This is a genomic window from Ornithinibacillus californiensis, assembly GCF_001038485.1.
GTDB classification, from domain to species: domain Bacteria; phylum Bacillota; class Bacilli; order Bacillales; family Amphibacillaceae; genus Ornithinibacillus; species Ornithinibacillus californiensis.
The window spans coordinates 89,039-105,392 of sequence record NZ_LDUE01000069.1 but is presented as its reverse complement, the minus strand read 5'-3'; the positions used below and the strand labels follow the sequence as shown (position 1 = coordinate 105,392).

At 38.2% G+C, this 16,354-nt stretch carries 16 protein-coding genes; 12 read left to right on the top strand and 4 right to left on the bottom strand.

Annotated features, from left to right (window positions below; translation table 11 throughout):
• Positions 1-2: 2 nt before the first annotated feature.
• Complete coding sequence (locus TE34_RS19515) at positions 3-1,823, top strand: YhgE/Pip domain-containing protein (protein ID WP_330218319.1); 1,821 nt, start codon at positions 3-5, stop codon at positions 1,821-1,823.
• Between the two features lie 68 nt (positions 1,824-1,891).
• On the opposite strand, the gene TE34_RS19510 is transcribed toward TE34_RS19515, so the two are convergent.
• Entirely contained in the window at positions 1,892-3,319 is a 1,428-nt protein-coding gene (locus tag TE34_RS19510; RefSeq protein WP_047986482.1) for a hypothetical protein, read from the bottom strand.
• Positions 3,320-3,542: 223 nt separating this feature from the next.
• On the opposite strand from TE34_RS19510, the gene TE34_RS19505 reads away from it, so the two are divergent.
• From TE34_RS19505 to TE34_RS19475, 7 genes are all read left to right on the top strand, one after another.
• On the top strand, positions 3,543-4,643 hold the full coding sequence (locus TE34_RS19505; RefSeq protein WP_047986481.1) for a DUF4145 domain-containing protein: 1,101 nt from the start codon (positions 3,543-3,545) through the stop codon (positions 4,641-4,643).
• 144 nt (positions 4,644-4,787) lie between these two features.
• The gene (locus TE34_RS19500) at positions 4,788-5,177 is read left to right on the top strand and encodes a cupredoxin domain-containing protein (protein WP_047986480.1); all 390 of its coding nucleotides are present in this window, start codon (positions 4,788-4,790) and stop codon (positions 5,175-5,177) included.
• A gap of 116 nt (positions 5,178-5,293) precedes the next feature.
• Positions 5,294-6,292: a DoxX family membrane protein gene (locus TE34_RS19495; protein ID WP_047986479.1), complete on the top strand. Its 999-nt coding sequence runs from the start codon at positions 5,294-5,296 to the stop codon at positions 6,290-6,292.
• Between the two features lie 337 nt (positions 6,293-6,629).
• The gene (locus TE34_RS19490; RefSeq protein ID WP_047986478.1) at positions 6,630-6,950 is read left to right on the top strand and encodes an ArsR/SmtB family transcription factor; all 321 of its coding nucleotides are present in this window, start codon (positions 6,630-6,632) and stop codon (positions 6,948-6,950) included.
• A 90-nt stretch (positions 6,951-7,040) separates the two neighbouring features.
• Complete coding sequence (locus TE34_RS19485) at positions 7,041-7,988, top strand: cation diffusion facilitator family transporter (protein WP_047986477.1); 948 nt, start codon at positions 7,041-7,043, stop codon at positions 7,986-7,988.
• Between the two features lie 143 nt (positions 7,989-8,131).
• Positions 8,132-9,604, top strand: a complete 1,473-nt coding sequence (locus TE34_RS19480) for an amidase (protein ID WP_047986476.1) — start codon at positions 8,132-8,134, stop codon at positions 9,602-9,604.
• Between the two features lie 133 nt (positions 9,605-9,737).
• Positions 9,738-11,387: a ribonuclease J gene (locus tag TE34_RS19475; protein ID WP_157037680.1), complete on the top strand. Its 1,650-nt coding sequence runs from the start codon at positions 9,738-9,740 to the stop codon at positions 11,385-11,387.
• A 48-nt stretch (positions 11,388-11,435) separates the two neighbouring features.
• Here TE34_RS19475 and TE34_RS19470 read toward each other — a convergent pair whose 3' ends face one another.
• The 3 genes from TE34_RS19470 to TE34_RS19455 form a co-directional block, all read right to left on the bottom strand.
• Positions 11,436-11,690: a hypothetical protein gene (locus TE34_RS19470; protein ID WP_047986474.1), complete on the bottom strand. Its 255-nt coding sequence runs from the start codon at positions 11,688-11,690 to the stop codon at positions 11,436-11,438.
• 776 nt (positions 11,691-12,466) lie between these two features.
• Positions 12,467-12,763, bottom strand: a complete 297-nt coding sequence (locus TE34_RS19460; protein ID WP_047986472.1) for a spore coat protein — start codon at positions 12,761-12,763, stop codon at positions 12,467-12,469.
• Positions 12,760-12,966 (bottom strand): hypothetical protein, encoded by a 207-nt coding sequence (locus TE34_RS19455; RefSeq protein ID WP_047986471.1) that lies wholly within the window; start codon positions 12,964-12,966, stop codon positions 12,760-12,762. The genes TE34_RS19460 and TE34_RS19455 overlap by 4 nt, the downstream gene beginning before the upstream one ends.
• A gap of 146 nt (positions 12,967-13,112) precedes the next feature.
• Here TE34_RS19455 and TE34_RS19450 point away from each other — a divergent pair, with 146 nt between their 5' ends.
• The 4 genes from TE34_RS19450 (at position 13,113) to TE34_RS19435 (ending at position 16,325) form a co-directional block, all read left to right on the top strand.
• A complete protein-coding gene (locus TE34_RS19450) occupies positions 13,113-13,319 on the top strand; it encodes a hypothetical protein (RefSeq protein WP_047986470.1) in 207 nt (68 codons plus the stop codon).
• A 13-nt stretch (positions 13,320-13,332) separates the two neighbouring features.
• Positions 13,333-13,692 carry a spore coat protein gene (locus TE34_RS19445; RefSeq protein ID WP_047986469.1) on the top strand — a complete coding sequence of 120 codons (360 nt, stop codon included), beginning with the start codon at positions 13,333-13,335 and terminating at the stop codon, positions 13,690-13,692.
• 26 nt (positions 13,693-13,718) lie between these two features.
• Positions 13,719-14,855 (top strand): zinc-dependent alcohol dehydrogenase, encoded by a 1,137-nt coding sequence (locus tag TE34_RS19440; RefSeq protein WP_047986468.1) that lies wholly within the window; start codon positions 13,719-13,721, stop codon positions 14,853-14,855.
• Positions 14,856-15,146: 291 nt separating this feature from the next.
• Complete coding sequence (locus tag TE34_RS19435) at positions 15,147-16,325, top strand: MFS transporter (RefSeq protein ID WP_084710783.1); 1,179 nt, start codon at positions 15,147-15,149, stop codon at positions 16,323-16,325.
• Positions 16,326-16,354 lie beyond the last annotated feature (29 nt).

Genomic DNA, 16,354 nt, shown 5'->3' with positions numbered 1-16,354 from the left:
TGATGAGGAGAATGAAAAAAACACTACTAGTTTTAGCAGCTGCAATCCTTATACTGCCGTCATTTCTTGTCACTGCAAATGCAACGAATGACAGTGAGGATAAGGAAGAGAAGATTGTTGGTACTGGGGAGATAGCTGCTAAGGATGAGGTAGTCTATGCAACGTTAGATGCTTCGGGAAATAGCCAAGAAATATATGTGGTAAACACATTAGATATAGAAAAAGAAGGAATTATTACTGATTACGGTAGTTATACAAGTTTACGAAACTTAACTAACCAAGTAGAGATTGAGCAACAAGGTGATACGGTTACACTCGCAGCTTCAGAAGGAAAGTTTTATTATCAAGGAAATATTAATGAAGCAGCTCTTCCATGGGATATTGCTGTCACCTATTTCTTAGACGGAAAAGAAATAGCTTCTGATGAGTTAGCTGGAAAAGACGGGCATGTCGAGATTCGAATCGAAGTATCTGCAGCTGAAGCGGTGAATCCGGTCTTTATGGAAAATTATTTGTTGCAGATATCTCTTGCGTTAAACAACGAAGTATTCCGTAATATTGAGGCAGTTGACGGGATGGTTGCTAATGCTGGTAAGGATAAGCAAGTTACGTTTACTGTCATGCCAGAAAAGGAAGAGTCTTTTGTTCTTAAAGCAGATGTTTCTGGCTTTGAACTAGATGGCATTAATTTTACTGGTATTCCATCCTCCATGTCGATTGATGGTATTAATGTAGATGAAATGACCGGTGATATCCAGTCTTTATCCGATGCGATTGCAGAGATAAATGATGGTGTTGGGGAGTTAAATAGCGGCGTTTCCGAGTTAAATCAAGGCGTAGGTGGATTAGTAGATGGGTCTGTACAATATAAAGATGGTGTATCAGAGCTGGCTAATTCTTCTACTGGACTAGTAAATGGATCCAAAGAAATAGAAGATGCGCTAGAAACCTTGAATAGTTCACTTAGCTCATCAGGTGAAATGGACTTAACAGGACTTTCCGAACTAATAGAGGGACTAGGACAATTAGCCGCTGGTCTCCGAGAAACAGCAGATGGTCTAGATTTGCTAAAAACGAATTATGGAGATGCTTATGTTGCATTAGACAATGCAATTAGTACAATTCCCGCAAATGAAATTACGGAAGCGGAAATCCAAGCACTATATGCTAGTGGAGCAGACCCAGAAGTAGTAAAGATATTAGTAGATACCTATACTGCTGCTCAAACAGTAAAAGGAACTTACGCGGAAGTTAAGCCTGGATTTGATGCAGTTGAATCTACTTTAACGAGTGTAAATCAGTCACTTCGAGATATGGCTAATAATGTCGATACGATGGCAAGTGAGCTTTCTTCTTCTTTAGATGGGAGCGGTATGGATGGCCTTGTGCAGCTGCAAGAGGGGATATCCTTGCTATCTACTAATTATCAAACATTCCATGCCGGATTAATAGAATATACGACTGGCGTTAGTCAACTATCGGAAGCGTACGGTGGGATTCATAATGGAATGGTAGAGTTGTCCGGTGGTACTGAAGAGCTTGAGAATGGCGTTGGTGAACTGCATGATGGTACAACGGAATTAAGCGATTCGACTAGTGATTTACCAGAACAAATGAATCAAGAAATCGATGATATGATGTCTGATTATGATAAATCTGATTTTGAACCTGTATCCTTTGTTTCCAATAAAAACGAAAAAGTGAATTCTGTACAGTTTGTATTTAAAACGGAAAGCATAGAGTACGAGGCAATTGAAGTAAGTGAAGAACCGGTCGAGGAAGAGAAAGGTTTTTGGGATTTATTCTTGGATTTGTTTAAATAATGATAAAGGTGTCTATTACGTTGCGTACAATCAACGGTAATAGCACCTTTTTGTTTTAGGATTGGTTGCTAGAATAATAATAAAGCAAACACCATTGCAACGAGTAAGCCAATTACAACTGGGATGAAGCTTTTCCGGACTAGGTCAATGACCGATATTTTAGCAAACCCTGCAATCGCGATAATGGGTGACCAAGCGACAAGTGTACCGCCTCCTACCCATATAGCACCAATTTGCCCAATGGAGGCAAGTGTAGTTGGATCCACTCCAGTTGATGCTGCCAAGGCTTCGGATAAGGAACCAATTAAAGGAAGCGCTGAAAATCCTGAGCCATCCAGACCAGAAACCATTCCTAGAAGTAAAACGCCTAATGCAGTAAAGAAGGCGTTATCGGGAATGTAGCCTTGCCCTTCTTGAACTAAATCTAATAGGAAGGAAGGCGTAGTATCAGGATTTGTACCGAAGATTTGGCCAGCAAGTTCGCCACTTCCGATAAAGAAGAAGGCTGCAACAGGGATAACAAGCCCCATTACTTTAAATGCAAACACAAATCCATTCACAATGTGATCGCTAACCTCTTGTAGCATTGATTTATAGTCGTGGAATAATGACATGACGATAATCAAGAGGATAGCTGTACCACCAACAAGTGCTGAACCAGCTCCATCCTCGATCGCAGGAATAACATTGGAAAAAGTAGCAACGACAACATATAGGACAATAACTAGAAAGATAGAAGGAACGAGTACTGCAAATACGGGACTATATTTTCCTTTTTTAACCTTGGTATCGTCTGTCGTAATGTTTAAATCATCATCTCCACTTTTTTCCCATTGCGTTAGGTTTTCTTTTGCTGGCTTTTTTATGGATTTACGAATGGAAAAATATGCAAGCGACAGGGAAACAGCTCCAGCAATAATGGATAATATTAACGTTTGCTCACCAATTGCACTTGCTTCCAACTGACTACTACTCGAAGCAGTTAATTCAGGTGCTACTTTTAAAATAAAGTCGGATGATAGTGCCATCCCATGACCAGCAAGGGAAATAGCTATTGCTGCCCCAATTGGTGGTAATCCAGCTTTAATTGCAACAGGAATTAGTAGTGCACCAATTAACGGTACTGCCGGTGCTGGCCAGAAAAATAGCGATAAGAAATACGTCACGACGACTAATACCCAAAAGGATAATGTGCCAGTTCGCATAACTTTCTGGAATGGTTTAACCATTTGCTCATCCGCACCAATAGACTGGATAGAGCGTAGGAGAGCCGTCATGATTGCAATAATTAAAAAAATATTAAACAGCTCTGTCGCTGCAATTAAGTTTGCATTAAAAATAGCAAAGATTCCATCCAAGAATGAACCTGTGAAGGACCAAGCTACGAAGAATATCATTACTAATGCTGGGACTATCACATTCTGTCTGAATATCATGGTTAGTATAATACATAACGTCCCAAGTAAATATAACCAATGTGCCATAGTAAGCTCCATATTTTCATATCTCCTTGTATCGCAAATTGAGAACTCGGGACCATTCTATGTACTCTTCTAGGCGAGTGTGATTTTTTTGGATTGGAATATTTATACAAATTAATAGATTTTTGACATGAATTCCTAATAAATCCACTGTTTTTAAAGGAGAGGTTAGCTCTAGAAGTCCAGAAAATATGATAGGATATGTAGGGAGATTTATATAGTTTTTGGAGGAGTATTTATGAAACAAGACTATTTTTATTGCTTTTTAGAACCAATATCTAGGGATCTAGCATATATAGCAAAACAACTAGAACAAAGTATTTTCACTAGCCCAAGAGTCGTACTCACTCACTCAAGAATCTTTATAGAACATATTTTACAAAAGGTAATAGAAATAGAGAAGCTTCCTCCAGTACGTAAAGGGATGCTAATGGATCAGGTTAAACTATTAGAAGCAAATGGATATCTCACCGATGAAATCCGCGATTCGCTTCACTATGTACGGATGCAAGGAAATCAAGCAGCACATGATCCGAGAAAGTTTCGTTATTCGGAGGCTTTGCTTTGCTGGGAAGCGGTTTACATGATTGTGAAGTGGTATGTCGAGGTATACGGCTCTCATAAAATCGTAGTTCCAGAGTATCAAGATCCATCCCCTCAGAAACAACAAACTTATGATATTCAAGAATTAGTATTCAAATTAGATGCATTAGAGCAAAAACTTTCTGCAGCTATGAATCCTCAAGAAGAAGCAGAAAAGGAAGCTGCCGTTACAGTTGAGAAAGAGGTAACAGAAGAAATGCCAGGAGACACAGCCATTCGAACTATCTCCTATAAAGGGGAGTCAATCGATATCCCGTATTTCCTTCGAGATGCTTTTTTATTACCGCAACGTTTTTCGAAGTCGGAAACATTTCTGATACGACTAGGTGCCGAGCAACATGGAAGAATTATGAGTGAACTACCAAATAGTTTAGAAGGGCTTTGCAAGCATGTAAAACGGTTCTCGGAAAAAAATGAAGCACAGTTTTTTGAAGAGCTTAAGGTGTTTATCATGGAAGAGAAGATTCGTAGAAGAATTGTATCTGAACGACCTGGAGAGCTATTTTTCTTTTTCAAAACGGATTACATCGTAGTAACAGAAGAATTATCATCCATTCAACTAACTGAAGAAAAGTTCACTGGAATTCCGAATCTATTAAGACAAATGCATGATGACCAAATGGAGAGGGTTGGCCAATTACCAATGGAGTTGCTCATACTAGCTAAATATGATCGTGTAGGTGTTGGTACCGTTGAGAAGTTGTTTGAGCAGTTGAAGGATATGCAGAAGAGCTAATCACGAAAAGTTTCTTGATTGATAAGATCGCTAATGGAGGCGATCTTTTTCTTTACTCTATTCTTGGCTCTATATATTTAAAATTATATAGATAATTTCATGAGAATTGGAAAAAAATAGTGTATAAGAAAGGAGGGATTGTACGTGTTTGTTCATAAAAGTTTAATAGGATTGGTCGCTTTATTGTCGATCACTCTTGCTATGGCTGCTCCCGGGGCACTAGATACTAGTGCAAAAACTAGTGAACAGTTAAAACCTTTGGAGACAGAGGAAACGATTGAAGTCGAATTGGACGATGATTACTTTAAACCAGAAGTCATCACTATTCCCAACGGAAAAACGACAGAATTATTATTGAAAAACGAAGGGAAGAAAGAGCATACCTTTACTGTGGAGAAGCTTGGAATTGATGTTGAAGTTCAACCCGGAGAAGAGAAAACTGTTACCGTGAAACCCGAGGCATCTGGTACATATGAACTGATATGCAGGTACCATGTAAAGGAAGGTATGGTTGGAAAAGTAATAGTCCAATAACAAGCAGGACCTGTTGGCCTTGCTTTATTACTAAGCCTAGGATCTCTAGTTGTATAGTAAATAAGATTAAGTAAAGAATAAGATAAGTTAATTTGGAGTGGAGGATTGATCTTAACATGAAGAGGATGTTAACAGTCTTTCTATTAGCCATAGTGCTAATTCCATTTACTGCCCAAGCGCATGTTAAATGGTTTACTGAGGTTCAACCAGAAAAAGAATCTATAGAAAATATTCTTTCTCCTTTCTTTATGATGGTGGCATTACTTGTTTCCATTTTATTGGGTGTTCTGCCTCAAATACTGCCAAAAATTATGGAGATTCCCTTTGCAAAGAAAATCGATTATAAGCTAGATCAATTCCGTGGTTATTCGAGATATATTTTAAAATATGGTACTGCACTAGCATTAATGATTCAGGTATTCTCTAAGACTCTATTTGCACCAGAGTTCAGGCTCGTAGAAACATGGGAATATATACTAGTATGGATTGCTATTATTTTCTTATTAATTCCAATCCACTATGCAACGAAAGTGGGCGCACTTCTGTTATTAGGTTTATTTATCAATGTTTCAGCAAATGTTGGTATCTTCCATATGCTGGATTATGGGTTTTACTTAGCCATTATTTTTGTTTTGCTAATTGGGAAAACAAGATTTGAGAAATGGGGGTTTCCGTTTCTCTATCTAGGAACAGGGCTATCTTTATGTTGGGTAGCTGTAGAAAAATGGGTCTATCCATCCATGACGATTGATATTATACAAAATCATGGTGTTCCAACATTTGGCTTTCCACCTGAAGCTTTTATTGTATTAGCAGCGTTTATAGAATTTGTCGTCGGGTATCTATTAGTTGTTGGGGTACTAAACCGGATTCTTGCATTTGTACTGACATTAATATTTATCTCTACTACGATGCTATTTGGATATACGGAAATAATTGGTCACTTCATGATTCATATTGTGTTAATCATCTTCATCATTGAAGGGGTGTCTTTTTATAATCCACCTATTAGAATCCATAAATCTGTTTTCGATCAGGTTATTTTTGTATTCTTGAATTTCATCTTTGTTCTTGCAACATTTATTCTTATATATTACCGCTTTGCAGAGGGGTGATATTCCACCTTGTGTTGGTGTACATTTCTCCGATGCTGGGCCTCACAACCTCTTCATCGCATTTTGGATCAAGGCTTTACTTGCTCAACCAATTACCAGGTTGTTAGGGAGAAATTTCAGCAGTTCAAGCAAGTAATACAGTAAATGCTTACAATATTAGGAAAGCCGTATGGATTTGAACCTTCCATATGGCTTTATTCTTTGGTGGTAAGTATAAAACCTATACCGAATTTTCTAAAATTTGATTGACTTCTTTTAAAGAAGTGTTATTATATGAATATATACTAATATACACATATAACTAGTCCTATTCACTAAGAAAGGGGTGGAATATTAAATGGAAGAAAATAACTCTTCAGAAGTAGCAAAAGATCTAGATGAAGAAACATTATTCGTTGTATCACAGACATTTAAAGCACTAAGTGACCCAACAAGAATTCGGATTTTGCATTTGTTATTCCATAAGGAAATGTCAGTTAATAGTATTGCAGAAACCTTGCATCTTCGACAATCCACCGTATCACATCAGTTACGGTTCTTAAAAAACTTACGCTTAGTAAAATTTCGCCGAGAAGGTACTACTTTGTACTATTCCCATGATGATGAACATGTGATGCATATGTTGAAGCAAACAATCGATCATGCTTGTCATAATTAGAATTTGATTACTGATAATAAAGGCATCAAGGCAATTTTCATAAACGAGTTGAATTTTTATCATATTTTCATTAGAGAGGATGGTTTTAACGTGGGACACGATCACGGACATGACCATACCCATGGCGCAAACAAAAAGGCTTTGTGGATTAGTTTTATCATTATAACAGCTTATATGATAGTCGAAGCCATCGGTGGTTTCCTTACGAATAGTCTAGCATTGCTGTCAGATGCAGGTCATATGCTAAGCGATTCGATTTCTCTTGGCATCGGTGTTTTAGCCTTTACCCTTGGGGAAAAAGTTGCCAATCATAGTAAAACCTATGGATATAAACGGTTTGAAATATTAGCTGCTGTATTTAATGGAGTCACTCTTTTGTTAATTGCTATCTATATCTTTTTTGAGGCTTTTCATCGATTTCAGGATCCACCAGAAGTGGCATCAACTGGAATGCTAGTCATTGCTTCCATTGGTTTATTAGTAAATATTCTTGTTGCATGGATATTGATGCGTGGCGATACACACGATAATTTAAATATGCGTGCAGCATTTCTACATGTAATCGGTGATTTGCTAGGATCGGTAGGAGCGGTTACAGCGGCTTTGTTAATTATATTCTTCGGTTGGGGCTGGGCTGATCCGTTAGCAAGTGTAATTGTTGCAGTACTAGTATTATTTAGTGGTTGGAGAGTAACAAAGGATGCGGTTCATGTTCTGATGGAAGGAACTCCTAAAAATGTGGATTTGAATGATATTATTCATACTATGGAGAATACGGATGGTGTATTAAGTATCCATGACTTACATGTATGGAGTATCACTAGTGGACAGAATGCATTATCCTGTCATGCAGTAGTGGATGGTAATTTATCGATTGTGGATAGTCAGAAGATATTAAGAACTATCGAACATGAATTAGTACACAAAGGAATTGGTCACGTGACGATTCAATTAGAACATAGTGAACATCCTCATGAGGACTCTTTATTATGTCAGCATGACCAGGAAATATCGCATTCGCATGACCATGATCATTAAGGCATAACTCGCTAATAAAAAATCTGTCCTTTTGGGGCAGATTTTTTGTTCTTTTAAAACAAACCTGACTAACTCTAAATCTCTACTTATGATAATATAATATTAAGAAAATTTAAAAATTAACTAAGGATGGAGTTTTACATATGTTTGATTATAAGCAATATGATGGGCTAGGACTTGCAGAATTAATTCAAAATAAAGAAGTTACTATTGAAGAGGTAAATGAAGCGGCAAAAAGGGAAATTGAGAAGAAAAACAAAGCACTTAATGCAGTCATATACAACATCGATAATCAAGTTAATGAACCGATGACGGGTGTTTTTACTGGAGTCACTATGCTTCTAAAAGACATCTCTCAGGAACTAAAGGGTCATCCAATGGCATCTGGTTCTAAGGTGCTTGCAGAATATATACCAGACTATGATAGTGAATTCGTCCGACAAATTAAGAATACTGGAGTAAATATAATTGGGAAGACGAATGTACCAGAGTTTGCACTTCTTGGAATAACGGAGCCAGTTCATTTTGGGCCGTCAAGAAACCCTTGGAACAATGATCATACACCTGGGGGATCAAGTGGTGGGTCAGCAGCTGCTGTTGCATCGGGGATGGTTCCAATTGCAGGTGCAAATGATGGGGGTGGTTCTATCCGGATTCCTGCTGCTTTTTGCGGGTTATTTGGATTAAAGCCATCTCGCGGTCGTACACCAATAGGTCCTAATCGTGGCCGCGTCTGGCAGGGGGCATCCGTTGAACATATCCTTAGCAGATCCGTTAGGGACAGTGCTGCCATGCTTGACCAATATCAGGCAGACAGAGCCAATGCTTTTCTAGCACCTGCTTTTGATGGAACATACCTAACAGCTGCACAAACACCGTTAAACGATAAGTTGAAAATTGCATTTACGACAAAATCTCCATTAGGTACACCTGTTGACCAAGCGTGTGAAGAGGCAGTTCTTAAAACGGTAAAGTTACTGGAAGAGATGGGGCATAGCGTAGTAGAAAAAGAAGCACCTGTCGATGGTGAAAGATTAGCTAATAGTTATATGATGCTGTACTTTGCAGAAGTAGGATCCACCTTAAGAGAGTTGGAGAATCTAATTGGCCGGAAAGTTAAATATACTGATGTAGAACCTACTACATGGATACTAGGTCTATTGGGGAAGGCTGTTTCTGCAGAGGAATTTCTAACTAGTTTAAAGTTTTGGGATGAGGCTGCTATTCAAATGGAAATTTTCCATGATGACTATGATTTCTATATCACACCTACAACAGCAAATTTACCATCTAAGATAGGGGAACTTGACCCTACTAAACTGGAAAAAACACTTATCCGTACCGTAAGTAATCTAGGGTTAGGAAAGATGTTAAAAAAATCTGGTTTTGTTGACGAACTTGCCATTAAAAGTTTACAACGTACTCCTTTTACACAATTAGCTAACCTAACAGGTCAACCAGCTGTAACACTTCCAATGTATCTATCTACGGAGGGACTACCATGTGGTGTTCAGGTAATGGCCAGACGAGGTAGAGAAGACCTATTATTACAATTAGCTGGTGAATTAGAAAAAACGGATACTTGGATTGATGTAAGTGAAAATCCTAACTATTAATATTCTTAGGTTAGATAGACCAATTTGCTTAATTGGTCTATCTTTTTTATGTAGAACATAGATAAAAAGCCATAAGAGAGGACAAACTAATCTATATTTATAGCGGGAGGGTATTCATTTGAAATCAAAAGATATGTTGTCAGTTTTTGCCCTTGGCGGATTAAATGAGATTGGTAAGAATATGTACGCTATTGAATATGGAAATGATATTGTGGTTATTGATTGTGGAAACAAATTCCCTGATGAGAGTTTATTAGGGATAGATTTAATTATCCCGGACATTTCGTACCTGGAAGAAAATAAAGATAGGGTACAAGCACTAATCGTCACTCATGGTCATGAGGATCATATTGGAGGAATACCTTATTTTTTAAAGAAAATTAATGTTCCTGTTTATGCAACGCGCTTTACCCTTGGGTTAATTGAAATCAAATTAAAGGAACATCGAATTTTGCGCGAAAGCGAATTACATGAAATTAATGCTGAATCCGAACTTCAAATAGGTGAAATGAACATCAATTTTTTCAAGGTTAATCATAGTATTCCAGATTGTTTAGGAATTGTTTTTCAAACACCTGAAGGTAATGTCGTACATACCGGTGACTTTAAATTCGACTTGACCCCTGCAAATAATGAGCGTTCTGATCTTCATCGGATGGCAGAAATCGGGAACAAGGGGGTACTCCTTTTACTTTCTGAAAGTACGAATGCGGAACGTCCTGGATTTACACCATCAGAAAAAATGGTTGGTGAAAATCTAGAAAGCATTTTTATTAAGTCTAAGCGAAAGATTTTTGTGTCAACATTTGCATCGAATGTAAGTAGGGTACAGCAAGTAATCAATGCCTCTTTCAAAACGCGGAGAAAACTTGCCTTACTTGGTCGGTCTATGGTGAATGTCGTTCGTGTTGCTATGGAACGAGGATATTTAAACGTGCCCAAAGGTATGTTAATTGATGCCCGTGATATAAATGATCTACCTCCAGAACAAGTCACTATTCTTTGTACAGGAAGTCAAGGAGAGGCTATGGCAGCACTTAGCCGGTTATCAACTGGAAACTACCGTGATGCAGAAATTTTACCAGAGGATACGGTCATCCTAGCGGCAGGTCCAATCCCAGGAAATGAGAAAAGTGTCTCCACGATTGTAGATAATTTATACAAACTAGGAGCTCATGTCATATACGGTTCGGGGAGCAGCTCGGGTATGCATGTTTCTGGCCATGGTTACCAAGAAGACTTAAAGCTAATGCTCACTCTAATGAAACCAAAATACTTTATTCCTATCCACGGTGAGTATCGAATGTTGCATCACCACCAACTACTTGCAGAATCAGTTGGTGTGGAGCCAGGAAATACTTTTATATTAAGTAATGGTGAAGTGGTAGGTATTGAAGATTCAGTTGCCCGTAGTACCAGGATTGTTCCTACCGGTAGCACTTATGTCGATGGCATTGATGTCGGAAATATGGAGTTCGTTTTACGGGATCGTAAGCAGATTGCAGAGGACGGAATGCTCATGATTATTTTGACGATGAGCAAAGAAGATACGAAGATGCTAGCTGAACCAGAGATTATCTCCCGAGGATTTGTTGATAACAATTTCTCAGAATTGCGTAACCGAATGATTCGAATGATTATGGAAACCATTCACGAGTTACACAAAGCAGATCGTTACTCCTGGAATGTGAAGAAGAAACAAATTAAGAGGCAAATATCCCAGTATATTAAAGAACGTACAAGAAAGGAACCAATGATAATTCCTATTTTGATTGAGATATAAGTAAAGTTGCAGGGGGATATCTTTAGGATACCCCCCTGTCAAATTTAACTATCGCATAAACATATAAACAGCAAACGCAATAAAAGATAACAATAGGACCACTACATAGATCCATGTTAAATTCTTCACATTTGAGGATAAGGATTTTGTTTCATATTCAAGGGATCTTTGAAGTTCGTTTTCAGCAGTATCTCCCTCTTCTTCGTACTTCTTCATTTTCGCTCCTTCTTGTTTTAACACGATAAGAGTAGCAACAAGTCCAATAACACTAACAATAATGACAAAAATGATTAGCCAAAGCATCGGTTTCCTCCTCACACTATCTCAGTACCTGAACTAGTTAGAATAGCTTGAGTTAATTATAACATAGGTAAACTAGTCTTTTATTTCTCTTTTAAATTTTAATTATTTACTAGATTCGTCCGAGAGAATGCTTCTCTCGGACAGTTGAGCTGCTTTTTATAAGATTTTGTCTTAGAGAACACTTCTCTCGGACAATTGAGCTGCTTTTTATAAGATTTTGTCTTAGAGAACACTTCTCTCGGACAATTGAGCTGCTTTTTATTAGATTTTGTCCTAGAGAACGCTTCTCACGGACAGTTGAACTGCTTTTTATTAGATTTTGTCTTATAGAACGCTTCTCTCGGACAGTTGAGCTGGTTTTTATAAGATTTTGTCCTAGAGAATACTTCTCTCGGACAATTGAGCTGCTTTTTATTAGATTTTGTCTTAGAGAATGCTTCTCTCGGACAATTGAACTGGTTTTTATTAGATTTTGTCTTAGAGAACGCTTCTCACGGACAGTTGAACAGCTTTTTATAAGATTTTGTCTTAGAGTGCGCTTCTCTCGGACAGTTCCCCCGCCTTGTATAAGATTTTGTCTGTGAGCGCTCTTCATAATGAAGCTCATCCACCCAAACAAAATAGAACACCTCCACCAAAATTCATGTCACTCTCCACTACTCCCATGCCAAGCTTATATATCGCTGTAGGGATGGTTGGAGTCTCAAGCAACATGGATGGTTCAACATAAAAAGAGCTGTAACAAGTTCAAACCTTGTTCACAGCTCTAAATGATTTTATTTAGCCAACTTCAACGCGGCCTTCGATGCCTTCAATTCTACTTCTAGTTGCTCATCCAAGTTACTTGGATGATAATACCCTTTATCCATCATGTATTGACTAATCTTTTCATGTGCTTCTATAGCATAGCTAAGCTGTTGTCGTAGAACATCTCGTACATCTGGTGTAACTGATTCGGTTAATGCAAACGATAAATTCCGTACAGCCGACTTAGCTGAAATTAAAAAATCGGTTGCGATGACTTGGTCAGTCATGCCGCCCATTCCAGCAATTTTTTGAATCATATTGGTCATGATACCACTTCCCTCTCTTTTAATAACTCCGTTAATTGCTCTACATGCTGTTTTCCTTCTGTTGCATCCATCGTAAGAATACTCTTTAATTCCTCACAACCGACTAAACCCTTCATCATCGAAGACTTGGTTAAACTTAAATTCTTAAGAGCTAAGATTTCCTGTACTTCTAATCTTTCGTGGAGAGCTATTTTTCCTACCATACCTTCACCCCTAGTACTTAAAGTTTCTAATAGGTTCTGCAAGGCTCCAATTATTATTCTTAACCTTATAAGCATTGTAATTCTGAATATCCCCGAGTATCTGAGACAAAATATGGTTAGTTTTTATAGCTGTGAGGAGGGTTTGGATGGAAAAAGATAATATGGCTTATCACGAAACAATGGATTTGCATGAGTTGTTAAACCTGAAGACACTTGCTCTTCTTAAATCGAAACTTATGCAAGGTCTTGTATTCGATCAAGAACTTCGGGCTCTAATGCAAAAAAGTGTTGAAATGTCGGTGGTAGATATCAAACAGTTGCAGCGTCTATATCCGTATTCCAAAACAGAGTAGGTGAGGTGGAACCATGAATGATTATTTAGATCCAATAAACTCGGTAGGTATGCCAGAGCTTATTGATTCGTCATTAGCACTAGATTTTTTAATCACCATAAAGGAGGGGATTAGGAATTACTCGATTGCATTGACGGAAGCGGCGAGTCCAGAGGTTCGAACAACGATACGAAATCAGATGGAAGCGGCTATTGATTTACAAGCGGAGATTTTAGATTTAATGGTAGAAAAGAAATGGGTATTTCCATATGACATGAGTGAACAACAATTGCTAGATTTAAAAGCCGCCCAAACTGCTGTGGAAATCGCCGGAATGGACCTCTTTCCAGCGAATAACAATCGAAAAGGGTTATTCCCAACACCACCAAAATAATAGGCATAGTAAAAAGGAGATTACCAATGAAAGCTGTTACCTTTCAGGGAGTTAAACAGGTTGTTGTTAAAGAAGTACAAGCACCGCGTATTGAGAAATCAGATGATATTATCATAAAATTAACAAATACTGCCATATGTGGTTCGGACCTTCATCTTCTGCATGGTATGATTCCAAATATCCAAGAAGATTATATTATTGGGCATGAACCGATGGGGATTGTAGAGGAAGTTGGACCTGATGTAACAAAGGTGAAAAAAGGGGACCGTGTCGTCATTCCATTTAACGTTAGCTGTGGCGAGTGTTGGTTTTGTAAAAATGAGCTAGAAAGTCAATGTGATAATTCAAATGACAATGGAGAAATGGGAGCGTATTTCGGGTATTCTGGTACAACGGGAGGCTATCCAGGTGGTCAAGCAGAGTATATGCGTGTTCCATATGGGAATTTCACCCCCTTTAAGATACCCGAAGATAGCGAAGTAAGCGATGATAATTTAGTATTAATCTCGGATGCAGGAACTACAGCATATTGGAGTGTGGATAATTCGGGTTTAAAAGAAGGAGATACCGCGATTATTCTCGGTTGTGGCCCAGTAGGTCTGCTTGCACAGAAGTTCGCCTGGTTAAAAGGTGCAAAAAGAGTGATAGCTGTGGATTACGTAGGCTATCGTCTTGAACATGCAAAACGGACGAACAATGTGGAGATTATAAATTTTGAGGATCATCATAATGTTGGTGAGTATTTGCGCGAGATGACGAAAGGTGGAGCGGACGTAGTCATTGATTGTGTAGGAATGGACGGAAAAATGTCTGATTTAGAATTTCTTGCAACTGGTTTAAGGTTGCATGGGGGTTCAATGGGGGCGTTAGTTATGGCTAGCCAGGCTGTGCGAAAAGGTGGGAATGTACAAGTAACGGGCGTTTATGCTTCCAGATATAATGCATTTCCTTTTGGAGACTTTTTTATGCGTAATGTTAATATTAAGACCGGTCAAGCACCTGTCGTCCATTACATGCCACATTTACATGACTTAATCGCATCTGGAAAAGTAGACCTAAGTGACATTATAACTCATCGCATACCTTTAGAAGAAGCAAAGCATGGCTATGAAATATTTGATACGAAAATGGATAACTGTATTAAAGTTGTATTAAAACCATAGGTGAAATGAAGTACACAAAATTGTTAAAGTCACATATTCATAGATAAACAGTGGGAGTGAAGTGTAAGGACGGATTCACTCCTGCTGTTTTTCCATGGCAAATAGAAAAGTATAACAATCTTTCCCGCTTGCATAAGAAAAACTAACGCATTCTCTAAAGGACGAGCGAATGCGAGTTTTTCTAACTATAGATTGTTATTTCAAAAGGCTAGGTTTACAATAAACATGATTCATTCACTACATATAAAAAATAAATAGAGTCTCTTTTATACTTTTAAGGGTGGAATTATAGTGGAGTTAAAAAAGGCATTACCTATATTATTTATGATCATGTTCCTTGTCATGGTCGGATTTGGAATTATTATTCCCGTTCTTCCTTTTTATGCTGAGGAATTAGGTGCCTCCCCTACCGAACTGGGGTTATTAATGGCAGTCTATTCATTAATGCAGTTCCTTTTTGCGCCAATGTGGGGGAAAATATCCGACCGTATTGGACGCAAACCAGTTATTATGATTGGAATTTTTGGCTTGTCCTTATCTTTCTTTTTATTAGCATTGTCCACTGAGGTTTGGATGTTATTTGCTGCGCGAATCATAGGTGGGATACTATCCGCTGCGAATATGCCTACAGTAACAGCCTATGTTGCGGACATTACATCGGAAGAAGACCGTGGGAAAGGGATGGGGATCATTGGAGCAGCTACAGGTCTTGGTTTTATTTTCGGCCCTGCAATAGGTGGTGTTTTTACAAATATCAATTTACAAACGCCTTTCTATCTTGCTGGGGTAGTTTCACTAATTACATTATTATTTGTCCTATTTATTTTAAAGGAATCCTTACGTGTAACTGGTGATCATGCAAACTCTTCTAGCAGGGATTCACGTAGAAAAGTAATCCGTGGACCTCTTGCCATGTTGTATTTTCTCCAATTTTTTATTTCTCTATCGTTATCTGGACTAGAAGCAACCTACGCTTATTTCGCTGCAGAGAAAGCAAGTTTAGATGCGCTTACACTTGGATATATTTTTATGATAATGGGACTAGCTAGTGCCATTGTTCAAGGGTCAATGGGAGCATTGACCAAAAGGTTTGGGGAAGGTGCAATCATACAAATGGGTATCATTATATCTGCACTTGGATTTGCCCTGATCCTTTTCACACAAAACTTTACTACAGCAGCAATATTTCTTGCTATCTTTGGAGTAGGTAATGGTGTTATTCGACCGAGTGTTTCTTCGTTGTTAACGAAATACTCTAAAATGGGGCACGGTGCCGCAACTGGATATTTATCGTCATTTGATTCGCTTGGTCGTATTATCGGTCCTGTGTTAGGTGGGTTTTTATATTCTATTACAATCAACTTGCCATACATATCGGGGATTTTCTTAACGATTATAGCCTATTTCCTATTTATGACCTATGCTTCGAGGTCTAATCTATTAGTGAGTTATCGGGATCAAAATCGTTAATAGGTATATCTGCAACTCAATGAATTCTG